Genomic DNA, 11,291 nt, shown 5'->3' with positions numbered 1-11,291 from the left:
ACACGGCCGGTCTCGGCGGGGCCTGCTCTCGTTCCGGCTGCGCGCGCCCTACCGCCCGGACCCCCCGGACCTCCCTTACCGCCCGGACCTCCCGGACCTCTCGTACAGCTTCGCGATGTCCGCCGCGTGATCCCGTACGATCGCCGCCCGCTTGAGCTTCAGCGACGGCGTCAGATGACCCGCCTCCTCCGTGAAGTCGTGCGGCAGGACCGCGAAGCGGCGGATGGACTCGGCGCGGGAGACCATGCGGTTCGCCTCGTCGACGGCCTGCTGGAGGTTGGCGAGCAAGTCGCCGTCCTCCACGAGCTGTTCGGGCGTCAGGTCCTGCTTCTTGTGCATCCGCTGCCAGTGCGCGAGCCCGTCCGCCTCCAGGGTCAGCAGCGCGGTGATGTACGGGCGGTCGTCGCCGACGACCAGGCACTGGCTGATCAGGGGGTGGGCTCGCAGCCAGTCCTCCAGGGGCGCGGGGGCGATGTTCTTGCCGCCGGAGGTGATGATGAGGTCCTTCTTGCGGCCGGTGATCGTCAGATAGCCCTCGTCGTCGAGGACGCCGATGTCGCCCGTCGCGAACCATCCGTCGTCGCCGGTGTCCGGCACCGCGGCCTGCCGCTGCGCGTCCCAGTAGCCGCTGAAGACATGCGGGCCCCGCAGCAGCACCTCGCCGTCGTCGGCGATGCGCACGGCGGTGCCCGGCAGCGGCCAGCCGACCGTGCCCAGCCGGGGTTTGAGCGGCGGGGTGCAGGTCGAGGCGGCGGTGGTCTCGGTGAGCCCGTACCCCTCGAAGACGGAGATGCCGGCGCCCTCGTAGAACGCGGCGAGGCGCGAACCGAGCGGGGAGCCGCCGCTGATGACGTACCGGCAGCGGCCGCCGAGCGCGGCCCGTATGCGGCGGTAGACCAGCAGGTCGTACAGGCCGCGGGCGGCCTTCAGCCCGGGGCCCGGCCCGGAGCCGCGCCCGTGCTCCTGCTCCTCGACGGCCTCGCCGTACCGGCGGGCGATGCGCGCGGCACGGTCGAAGGAGGAGGCGCGGCCCATCGTCTCGGCGGTGGCGCGGCCGGTGTTGTAGACCTTCTCCAGCACGTACGGGATGGCGAGCAGGAACGTCGGCCTGAACCCGCCCAGATCGGCGAGGAGTTCGTCGGTCTGGATGCTCGGCGCGTGTCCGAGCCGTACGCGGGCCCGCATGCAGGCGACGGCGACCATCCGCCCGAAGACGTGCGAGAGCGGCAGGAAGAGCAGGGTCGAGGCGGGGTCCTTGCTGACGGACTTGAAGACGGGGTGCAGCAGTTCGATGCCGTTGTCCACCTCGGCGAAGAAGTTGCCGTGCGTGAGGACGCAGCCCTTCGGCTGCCCCGTCGTGCCGGAGGTGTAGATCAGGGTGGCGACGTCGTCCGGGCCGGTCAGGGCGCGGCGCCGCTCGACCGCGTCGTCGTCCAACTCCCGTCCGGCGTCCGCGATCTGGGAGAGCGCACCGGTGTCGAACTGCCAGAGATGTTCGAGGGCGGGCATCGCGCCGCGCTCCTCGGAGAGCAGACGCGACTGCTCGACGTTCTCGACGGCGCAGCCGCGTGCGCCCGAGTGCTGGAGGATGTAGCGGGCCTGCGCGGCGGAGGACGTGGGGTAGACGGGGACGGTGACGAGCCCGGCCGCCCAGCCCGCGAAGTCGAGCAGCGTCCACTCGTAGGTCGTACGGGCCATGAGGGCGAGACGGTCGCCCGCCTCGAAGCCGAGGGCGATCAGGCCCTTCGCGGTGTTGAGGACCTCCTGAGCGAAGGCCGTCGCCGTCACCTCATGCCAGGTACCGTCCCGCTTCTTGCGGCTGAGCACCGCCTCGAAGGGCGCCTCGACGGCGTTGGTGAACGGGATGTCGCCGAGGGAACCGCTCGTGACCGCCGGCGCGAACGGCACCGTGCGCGCCTCCCGTACGACTCCGTCCACCACCTCCTTGTCCGGCTCGACGAGTACCGGTCCGGCGGGGTCGGCGGCGGGGGCCTGGGCTGGGGTTGCGGGCTGGGTCGTCACGAGCGGCTCCTGTTCGTGAGGTACCTCGGTGCGTTTCGGCGAGTCGACGGGACGACGGACCGACGGCGGGCGGCTCGGCGGCCCGCCGCACGGACGGACGGAGCGACTCGCCGACGGCGGCTCGGCGAGGGCGAGTCGGGGACGGCCCGGGTCCCGCGGCTACGGGTTCGGGTTCGGGTTCGGGTTACCGATTCCGGGCCGCGGGTTCCGAGTCACGCGTTACGCCTTCTCCAGTACGGCGGTCACCCCCTGTCCGCCCGCCGCGCACACGGAGATCAGTCCGCGCGCCCCCGCCGCGGCCCCCTCCCGCTCCGCGAGGAGCTTGGCGAGGGTCGCGACGATGCGGGCGCCGGTCGCGGCGAAGGGGTGCCCGGTCGCCAGCGACGAGCCGGCGACGTTGAGGCGTTCACGGTCGACGGGCGCGAGCCCGCGCTTCTCCCAGGCGGCCAGGGTCGCCAGGACCTGCGACGCGAACGCCTCGTGGATCTCGAAGAGTTCGAAGTCCTCGATGCCCAGCCCGGCGCGCTCCAGCATCCGGGGCACCGCGTACGCGGGCGCCATCAGCAGCCCGTCCTCGCCGGGCCCGCCGTCCTGCGCGGAGAAGCTGACGGCTCCGGTCTCGTACGCCGAGAGATACGCCAGCGGACGCAGCCCGTGCCGCTCCGCCCACTCCTCGCTCGCGAGCAGCACCGTCGCGGCGCCGTCGGTGAGCGGGGTGGAGTTGCCCGGCGTCATGGTCGCGTCGGGTTGGTCCGCCCCGAACACGGGCCGCAGCTCGGCGAGTTTCTGCGTCGAGGTGCCGGGGCGCAGATTGTGGTCGCGGGCCAGGCCGCGGAAGGGCACGACCAGGTCGTGCAGGAAGCCGCTGTCGTAGGCGGTGGCGAGGTTGCGGTGGCTGGCGGCGGCGAGCGCGTCCTGCTCGTACCGTCCGATGCCCCACTCGCGGGCGGTACGCGCGGCGTGCTCGCCCATCGAAAGCCCTGTGCGCGGCTCGGAGTTGCGCGGGATCTCGGGCACGAGGTGGCGCGGGCGCATGCGGGCGATCTCCTTCGCCCGCTCCTTGAACGTCTTGGCCCTGCGCGCCGCGAGAAGGATGCGCCTCAGTTCGTCGTTGACGCCGAGAGGCGCGTCGCTCGCGGTGTCGGACCCGCCGGCGACGCCGGAGTCGAGCTGCCCCAGGGCGATCTTGTTGGCCACGGCGATGACGGCCTGGAGGCCGGTGCCGCAAGCCTGCTGGATGTCGTACGCGGGGGTGCGCGGGTCGAGCCGGGAGCCGAGCACGGTCTCCCGCGCGAGGTTGAAGTCGCGGCTGTGCTTGAGCACGGCACCGGCGACGAACTCCCCGACGCCGCGCTCGCCCGTCAGCCCGTAGCGCTCGACCAGCCCGTCGAGCGCCGCCGAGAGCATCTCCTGGTTGCCGCACGTCGCGTACGGGCCGTCCGAACGCGCGAAGGGGATGCGGCTGCCGCCGACGACGGCAACTCGGCGCGGGGTGCGGGAACTTATAAGGCCGCTGGAACTCATCCTCGACCAAACTCCTGACCTGAAAGTAACCTTACTCGGAAGTAAATTTACGCGAGCCGGAGGAAACAGGGAATGGCCGACCGTTATCTGCATTGGACCAACACACGTCCAGGCCGCCTCCTCTCCCGCCGCCTCGGGCTCCCCCGTCCCCTGCCGCTGCACCGGTGGTCGGCGGCGCGGCCCGTGCTGGACGGAGCTGACATATTGCACCTCACGGCGGTCCCTCCGCGCGACGCCGGTGCACATACCAAGGAGCTGAGGGCGGCGCTCGAAGGCTCCGGCCTTCCCGTACGGACGGACGACGGCGCCGCGGGCGCCACCGCGGGCGGCAGCACGACCGGCGCGGACGCCCGGCCCGCGGACCGCCATGCCGCCGTCGTCGTCGACGCCACGGGCGTACGGACGACGGCCGAACTGCGGCGCCTGCACGAGCTGTTGCACCCCCGTCTGCGCTCCGTCGCGGAGTGCGGACGGCTCGTGGTGCTCGGTGCGCGCCCCGACGACGCCGACCACCACCAGGCCGCGGCGCAGCAGGCGCTGGAGGGCTTCGTACGCTCCCTCGCGAAGGAGACCGGCGGCGGGCGCACCGCGCAGCTCCTGCGGCTGGCGCCGGGCGCCACTCCCGCGGACGCGGAGTCCACGCTGCGCTTCCTGCTCTCGCCCAAGTCGGCCTACGTCAGCGGCCAGGTCATCGAGATCGGCCCGCCCGCCGCGGGTGCGCCCTCCTCCTCCGAGGCCGCCGCCGGACTCGACCGGGAGCGCCCGCTCCAGGGGCGTACGGCCCTGGTCACCGGGTCCGCGCGCGGCATCGGCGCCTCGGTCGCGGCGACGCTCGCCCGGGACGGCGCCCACGTCCTCTGCCTCGACGTCCCGCAGGCCGGGGACGAACTGGCCCGCGTCGCCGAGGAGTTGGGCGGCACCGCGCTCCCCCTCGACATCACCGCGGACGACGCGGGCGAACGCATCGCCGCGGCGCTCCCGCCCGGCGGCCTGGACGTCCTCGTCCACAACGCGGGCATCACCCGCGACCGGAAGCTCGCCAACATGAAGGCCGAGCGCTGGGACCAGGTGCTGGAGGTCAACCTCGCCTCCGTGCTGCGCACCACCGACCGTCTGCTGGCCGGGGAGGCGCTGAACCGCGGCACCGGCCGCGTCGTCGCCACGGCCTCCATCGCGGGCATCGCCGGCAACGTCGGACAGACCAACTACGCGGCCAGCAAGGCGGGGATCATCGGTCTCGTACGGTCGCTGGCGCCGCGGGCCGCCGCCGAGCACGGCGTCACGGTCAACGCCGTCGCCCCCGGCTTCATCGAGACGAAGATGACCGCGGCCGTGCCCTTCTTCATCCGGGAGGCGGGCCGCCGTATGAACTCCCACAGCCAGGGCGGCCTTCCCGTCGACGTCGCGGAGACCACGGCATGGCTCGCGAGTCCCGCCTCCTCCGCCGTCAACGGCCAGGTCGTACGGGTCTGCGGCCAGAGCCTGTTGGGAGCGTGAGCGGCATGACCGTCCAGCGCATCGACTCACCGCCGCGGCTGCCGGTGGTGCTCGCACGCGGCGCGCTCGCCTCGCGCTCCAAGCGGGGGCCGTACGAGGGGGCACGGCTGCCCGGAGTGCGGCTGGTGCTTCCGGAGGCGGACATCGACACCGGGCGGCTGCGCGCGTACGCCCGCGTGTGCGGCTTCACCGCGCCGGACGGCGACGGTGCGGGGGAAGGGGAGAGAAACGGCAGAGGCGACGCGGGCGGCGGGCCGGTGCCGCCGAGCTATCCGCACATCATGGGCTTCCCCCTCGCCATGCTGCTGATGTCGCAGCCCGACTTCCCCTTCCCGGTGCTCGGCCTCGTGCACACCGGCATCGAACTCACCCAGCACCGCGCGCTGCGGCCCGGCGAACGCCCGGAGATCTCCGTGCACACCAACGCCCTGACACCGCACCGGCGCGGCAGCAGCTTCGACGTGGTGACGGAGGCGCGGCTGGGCGGCCGGCTCGTGTGGCACTCCCGCAGCACCTATCTGTGCCGGCACCGCACGGCGGACGGCGAACGGGGCGACGGGGCAGGGGAGTTCGCGCAGCGCGAGGCCACGGGCCCGACCGGTGCGGCGTCCGGACCCCAGGGACCCCGCCCCGAACCGCCGGCCGCGCCGCACCCCCTGCCCGTACGCGACCACTGGCGGCTGCCCTCCGGCCTCGGACGCCGCTACGCCCGCGCCTCCGGCGACCGCAACCCGATCCATCTGCACCCGCTGACCGCGAAGCTCTTCGGCTTCCCCCGCCATATCGCCCACGGCATGTGGACCTTCGCCCGCGCGCTCGCCGCCACCGGCGCCGCCGACGGAGGCGAACAGCTCACCGCCCGCGCCGAGTTCAAGGCCCCGGTGCTGCTTCCCTCGACCGTCGCCTACGGCATGGACGAGCCGACCGCGCCGGTCGGGAACTACCGGGCGCCGGTGCGGGTGCACCGCTTCGAACTGCGCGGAGTGCACGGCGAAACCGACGGCGGAACCTACGGCGAAACCGGGAGCGGAAGCGGGCACCGCAACGGGCAGGGCGACGGTGACAAGGGCGGAAGCGGCGGCGAGAAGCAGCCGCGGCTGCACCTCACCGGTGAGGTGACCAGCGAGCGCCCTTGATCATCTGACCCAGCCCCGTCCAGCAGAAGTTCATCAGGGTGGCCGCGGTCTCCTTCGGCGAAGGCACCGCGTCCGTACGGGAGTTGGCCCACACCGCGAGCGACTCCGCCGCGCCGACCATCGCGTGCGCGAGCCCGGAGACCTCCCGTTCGGCGAACTCCTCGTCGCAGCCCGCGTCCACGGCCGCCCGGCCCAGCAGCAGCGTCACCAACTCGGTGATCTCCGCCCGCAGTCCGGCGACCTCACGGGCGAAGGGCTCGCCCTGGGTGTGCGCCCGGTGCAGCACGGACCAGCCCTCGGGCCGCGCGGCGGTGTGCGCGAAGAAGGCGCACAGCCCCCGCCAGAGCTGCTGCTCGGCACCGGATCCCCCGGAGCCGGGGACGCCGCCCGCCCGGGGCCCGTCACCGTCCGCGCGGTCCGCGCCCGTACCGCCCCGCACCGCCTCGACGAGCGCCGCCCGTTCCCTGCGTATGCACGCCGTGAACAGGTCCTCCTTGGACTTCAGATACAGATAGACCAGCGGCTTGGAGACCCCCGCCTCCTCGGCGATGTCGTCCATCGACGCCGCCTGGTAGCCGTGCCGTGCGAAGCCCGCGACGGCCGCGTCCAGCATCTGCCGCTCGCGCACCTCCCGCGGCATCCGCCGGCGCCCCCCGCCGCGCGTGCTCTTGGTCTCCACCACTGCGCCCCCTCGTCCTCTCCCCCGTTTCCCCACACGATGCCCGGACGTAGCGTACGTGGGCCTCCGGCCGGCGCATCCGGCGAGCACGGGCGCGGACGACCGCACGGACGGCGCCGATCTCCGCACGGCGGGCGCGGGATGAATCCGCCCGTACCGCCGCGGACCTACGATCCGGGACGTGGACCGCACATCGCCCGCCCCTCGGTCAGGCGGAGGGATCGAACGCCTGGAGAACCTCTCCGACAGCGTCTTCTCCATCGCCATGACGCTGCTGGTGCTCGACATCACCGTCCGGCGGGGCCTCAGCGACAAGGGCTTCCACGAGGCCCTGCATCTGACCCTTCCGCACATCGCCGCGTACGCCCTGAGCTTCGCCGTCATCTCGCAGTTCTGGCTCGACCACCGCCGCATCCTGGCCGCCTTCGACTCGCTGGACGGCAAGGTCACCGGGCTCACCCTGCTCGGCCTCGGACTGACGGCGCTGCTGCCCTTCCCCACCGCACTGCTCGCCGAGTACAGCGCCCAGCCGCAGGCCGTCGCCGTCTACGCCCTCAGCGTCACCGCGCTGAACTCCGTGCATCTCGCGCTGCTGGTCACCTCGCACCGGCGCCGCGGGCCCGCGCGGGACCGGGCCGCCCTCCACGGGCGCCGACTCGACACCGCCGACCTGGCCTCCACGGTGCTCGTCTTCGGCGTCACCGCGCCCCTCGCCTTCGTCTCGCCGTACGCCGCGATGTGGTGCTGGGTCGCCCTGATCCCGGCCAAATTCCTGATCGGACGCCTCTACCGGCGGGCCCGTACGCCATCGGGTGGACAAACGGAGTGACGCGCGGTCAGCCCCGCGTTGACGTCAGCCCCCCTGCTTACCGTTCGGGGAGGCACGGCAGGGCTGTTGCGCGAGCGAAGAGGAGAGCCGATGGCTGAGCAGCACACGAAGAGCAGTGCACGCCGACTCGGTTACAGAACGGGGCTCGGGGGCGAGATGCTGGCCGAGTTCCTCGGCACCTTCGTCCTCATCCTCATCGGCTGCGGCTCGGTCGCCGTCGCGGTCGTCGGGCTCTCCGGCTCGGGCCGGCAGACCGGCGACTTCGGACCGTCCAACTGGCTGATCATCTCCTGGGGATGGGGCCTGGCCGTCGTCTTCGGCGTGTACGTGGCGGGCGGCATCAGCGGCGCCCACATCAACCCCGCGGTGACGCTCGGCTTCGCCGTCCGCGGGCACTTCCCCTGGCGCAAGGTGCTGCCGTACTGGGGAGCGCAGCTCGTCGGCGCCTTCGTCGCCGCCTCCGTCGTCTACGCCACGTACCACTGGGCGATCGACGCGTTCAACGCCAAGGAGGGCACGGGACGCGAGAAATCACTGCCGACGTTCTCGATCTTCGCGACCTTCCCGGCCGAGTACTTCGGCAACTCCTGGTGGGGTCCCCTGCTCGACCAGATCGTCGGCACGGCCTTCCTGCTGCTGCTCGTCTGCGCCCTCATCGACATGCGCAACACGGCACCGCAGTCGAACATGGGGCCGTTCCTGATCGGTCTCGTCGTCGTCGCGATCGGCCTGACGTACGGCACGAACGCCGGGTACGCCATCAACCCCGCCCGTGACTTCGGGCCCCGGCTGTTCACCTTCTTCGAGGGATGGGGGTCGATCGCCCTCCCGGGCAGTTTCGACTGGTTCAGCGGCTATTGGTGGATCCCCATCGTCGGCCCGCTCATCGGCGGCGTCATCGGGGCGCTGGTGTACGAGCACTTCATCAGCCGGGTCATCACGGCACGGGGCGAGGTGCACCCGGAGGGAAGGGCGGGGGAGGCGGAGTAGCCGGCCCCCTTCCTCACCGGCCGGGGCCGCTGAAGCCGCTGAAGCCGCCGAGAGAGACGAAGACCTCCGTCGCCGGAAGCCCGCAGGGCTCCGGAACGGAGGTCTTCGTCATGACCGGCCCGCATCGCGGCAACAGCCCCCGTCGTCGCGGACCGGTCGGGCGGAGAGACGGCCGTTTCAGCTCACCGCCGCCGTCTCCTCCTGCGAGGAGAGCGGTGCGGCGATGTCCTCCAGGGAACGGCGCTCGGCGGGCACGGCGAGGAACGCCGCGACCAGACCGGCCAGGCACATCAGACCGGCACCGATCTCGAAGGCGAGCGTCGTGTCCGCGAGAACGCCGTTCTCCGTCAGCTCGGCGAAGATCAGCGGACCGCTGATGCCGCCCACGGCCGTGCCCAGCGCGTAGAAGAACGCGATGGCCATGGCGCGGGTCTCCATCGGGAAGATCTCGCTGACCGTGAGGTAGGCGGAACTCGCGCCCGCGGACGCGAAGAACAGCACGACGCTCCAGCACACCGTGAGCGTCGTCGCCGTCAGCACACCGCTGGAGAAGAGAGCCGCGGTGCCGAACAGGAGCACGCCGGACCCGATATAGGTACCGGCGATCATTATCCGGCGGCCCACGGTGTCGAAGAGCGGACCGAGCAGAATGGGGCCGAGGAGATTGCCGATCGCGATCGCCACGAAGTAATAGCCCGTCGAACCGGCGGGCACATCGTAGAAGGCCGCGAGAATCGCCCCGAATCCGAACGTTACGGCGTTGTACAGAAACGCCTGTCCGACGAAGAGCGAAAGCCCCAGGAATGCACGGGAACGGTACTTGGAGAAGACCGTGCGGGCGATCGTCCCGAAACCGATCGCCTGGCGCTGGTTGATGGCGATCTCGCCGGCGGGCTCGGGCAGGCTGCCCTCGCCGTGCTGGGCGAGGCAGCGCGCCTCCGCGTCCTGCACGATGGATTCGGCTTCGTCCCCGCGTCCGTGGATGAACAGCCATCGTGGACTCTCGGGCACGTTTCTCCGTACGACCAGGATCACCAGGCCGAGGACGACGCCGAAGGCGAAGGTCAGGCGCCAGCCCGTGTCCTGCGCGAAGATGCTCGTGTCCAGCATCGGGATCGAGAGCATGGCGCCGGCCGCGGCGCCCAGCCAGAAGCTGCCGTTGATCATGAGGTCGACGCGTCCCCGGTAGTACGAGGGGATCAGCTCGTCGATCGCCGAGTTGATGGCCGCGTACTCGCCGCCGATGCCGAAGCCCGTGAGGAAGCGGCAGAGGAAGAACCACCAACTGTCGAACGACAGGGCGGTGAGGGCGGTCGCCACCAGATAGACGGCGAGCGTGACCAGGAAGAGCTTCTTGCGCCCGAACCGGTCGGTCAGCCATCCGAAATAGAGGGCACCCAGACACGCACCGGCCACGTACAGCGCGGCTCCCAGGCCGGTGACCTGCGCCGAGGTGATGGCGAGGCCACTGCCGGGCTCGGAGAGACGCCCGGCGATGTTGCCGACGAGGGTGACCTCCATCCCGTCCAGGATCCAGACCGTCCCGAGACCGATCACGATCATCCAGTGCCACCGCGACCAGGGCAGCCTGTCGAGACGAGCCGGCACCGCGGTTCTGACCGTGCCCGATGAAAGCGTCCCGTTGCTTCCATCTTGAACTGTCATTGCATACTCCGTCTGAATTGCTTGTTGTTTTCCAGGACATACCGCTCGGCGCCCGTCATCTGACAGTGGCTCAGGCCGCACACCCTGGCCGCACAGTTAACACGCACGAAGCCGTCCGGAAGTCCGGAATTGACGGTTGGGCGGGAGCAATTCAGCGGCGCACGTGCGCTTCCGCACGGCACTTCACCCAACGCGGAACATCCCGGGCGCGGAAAGAAAGCCACGGCGGATACCGGAGGCATAATCCACGTCCGTACGCGGGGTGTTCGCATCGTGCACGGAATTCAACAGACGAGCGGGCGCGCGGACGGACGAGCGGGAAATGCGCGGAATCCGTCACGGAGGGTCGGCGGATCCTCGCCCCCTGTCCCCGCCGTCGGGCACCATGAGACGCACCGGCGCAGCGGGCCGGTCGTGACGGGGGTGAGCGGCATGGCGGGGCGGGAACGGCTCTCGCGGCAGGAGTTGATCCGGCGGCAGCGGCGCGACGGATTCGTGGGACGCAGAAGCGAACTCGCCGCGTTCCGCGAGAACTTGGCGCTGCCGCCCGAGCAGGCGCAGTTCCTCTTCCACATCCGCGGACAGGCGGGCGTGGGCAAGTCGACCCTCGTCGGGCAACTGGCGGGCGTCGCGCGGGAGCAGGGCGCCGTCACGGCGGTCGTGGACGAGTCGACGGCCAGCGTCGTGGAGGCGATGGAGGCCGTCGCCGTACAGCTCGGACGGCAGGGGCTGACGCTGAAGGGCGTGGAGAAGCAGCTCGCCGCGTACCGGCAGCGCCGTCATGAGGCGGAGGCGGGCGGCGCGGTCGGGCCGGGCGGTACGGGCGCCGTGGGTGCGCCGGGTGCGACGGGCGCGACGGGCGGCGTTGCCGTGAGCGTGGAACCGCCCGTCCAGTCCGGGCAGTTGGGGCAGTCGGCACAGCGGGGCCCGGCCGGCGCCGCCCACGAGG

Annotated in this window: 8 protein-coding genes and 1 pseudogene; 5 read left to right on the top strand and 4 right to left on the bottom strand. The window is 71.8% G+C overall.

Translation table 11 applies throughout. The annotated features are described in order from the left end of the window. Positions 1-75: 75 nt before the first annotated feature. Positions 76-2,022, bottom strand: a complete 1,947-nt coding sequence (locus AN218_RS18660) for an AMP-dependent synthetase/ligase (protein ID WP_070018027.1) — start codon at positions 2,020-2,022, stop codon at positions 76-78. 219 nt (positions 2,023-2,241) lie between these two features. After that, positions 2,242-3,546: an acetyl-CoA C-acetyltransferase gene (locus AN218_RS18655; RefSeq protein WP_070018026.1), complete on the bottom strand. Its 1,305-nt coding sequence runs from the start codon at positions 3,544-3,546 to the stop codon at positions 2,242-2,244. Between the two features lie 72 nt (positions 3,547-3,618). Here AN218_RS18655 and AN218_RS18650 point away from each other — a divergent pair, with 72 nt between their 5' ends. Beyond that, positions 3,619-5,043: a 3-oxoacyl-ACP reductase gene (locus tag AN218_RS18650; RefSeq protein ID WP_070018025.1), complete on the top strand. Its 1,425-nt coding sequence runs from the start codon at positions 3,619-3,621 to the stop codon at positions 5,041-5,043. Positions 5,044-5,048: 5 nt separating this feature from the next. Beyond that, positions 5,049-6,179 (top strand): MaoC/PaaZ C-terminal domain-containing protein, encoded by a 1,131-nt coding sequence (locus tag AN218_RS18645; RefSeq protein WP_070018024.1) that lies wholly within the window; start codon positions 5,049-5,051, stop codon positions 6,177-6,179. On the opposite strand, the gene AN218_RS18640 is transcribed toward AN218_RS18645, so the two are convergent. Next, the gene (locus AN218_RS18640; protein WP_070018029.1) at positions 6,148-6,819 is read right to left on the bottom strand and encodes a TetR/AcrR family transcriptional regulator; all 672 of its coding nucleotides are present in this window, start codon (positions 6,817-6,819) and stop codon (positions 6,148-6,150) included. The genes AN218_RS18645 and AN218_RS18640 overlap by 32 nt on opposite strands. Before the next feature lie 220 nt (positions 6,820-7,039). On the opposite strand from AN218_RS18640, the gene AN218_RS18635 reads away from it, so the two are divergent. Both AN218_RS18635 and AN218_RS18630 read left to right on the top strand, forming a co-directional pair. Next, a complete protein-coding gene (locus tag AN218_RS18635) occupies positions 7,040-7,687 on the top strand; it encodes a TMEM175 family protein (protein ID WP_244900523.1) in 648 nt (215 codons plus the stop codon). 156 nt (positions 7,688-7,843) lie between these two features. Further along, entirely contained in the window at positions 7,844-8,677 is an 834-nt protein-coding gene (locus AN218_RS18630) for an MIP/aquaporin family protein (RefSeq protein ID WP_244900524.1), read from the top strand. A 177-nt stretch (positions 8,678-8,854) separates the two neighbouring features. Here the strand turns inward: AN218_RS18630 and AN218_RS18625 are convergent, their stop codons facing one another. Further along, entirely contained in the window at positions 8,855-10,342 is a 1,488-nt protein-coding gene (locus AN218_RS18625; RefSeq protein ID WP_070018022.1) for an MFS transporter, read from the bottom strand. Positions 10,343-10,774: 432 nt separating this feature from the next. On the opposite strand from AN218_RS18625, the pseudogene AN218_RS18620 reads away from it, so the two are divergent. Further along, positions 10,775-11,291: pseudogene (locus tag AN218_RS18620) on the top strand (ATP-binding protein); the annotation flags it as partial.

The sequence above is a fragment of the Streptomyces nanshensis genome, assembly GCF_001751255.1.
GTDB lineage: Bacteria > Actinomycetota > Actinomycetes > Streptomycetales > Streptomycetaceae > Streptomyces > Streptomyces nanshensis_A.
This window is presented reverse-complemented; position numbering and strand designations above follow the sequence as displayed.

Coding starts and splice junctions, on each gene's coding strand:
- AN218_RS18655 (WP_070018026.1), bottom strand. CDS start 3,546: ATGAGTTCCAGCGGCCTTATAAGTTCCCGCACCCCGCGCCGAGTTGCC.
- AN218_RS18650 (WP_070018025.1), top strand. CDS start 3,619: ATGGCCGACCGTTATCTGCATTGGACCAACACACGTCCAGGCCGCCTC.
- AN218_RS18645 (WP_070018024.1), top strand. CDS start 5,049: ATGACCGTCCAGCGCATCGACTCACCGCCGCGGCTGCCGGTGGTGCTC.
- AN218_RS18640 (WP_070018029.1), bottom strand. CDS start 6,819: ATGCCGCGGGAGGTGCGCGAGCGGCAGATGCTGGACGCGGCCGTCGCG.
- AN218_RS18630 (WP_244900524.1), top strand. CDS start 7,844: ATGCTGGCCGAGTTCCTCGGCACCTTCGTCCTCATCCTCATCGGCTGC.
- AN218_RS18625 (WP_070018022.1), bottom strand. CDS start 10,342: ATGACAGTTCAAGATGGAAGCAACGGGACGCTTTCATCGGGCACGGTC.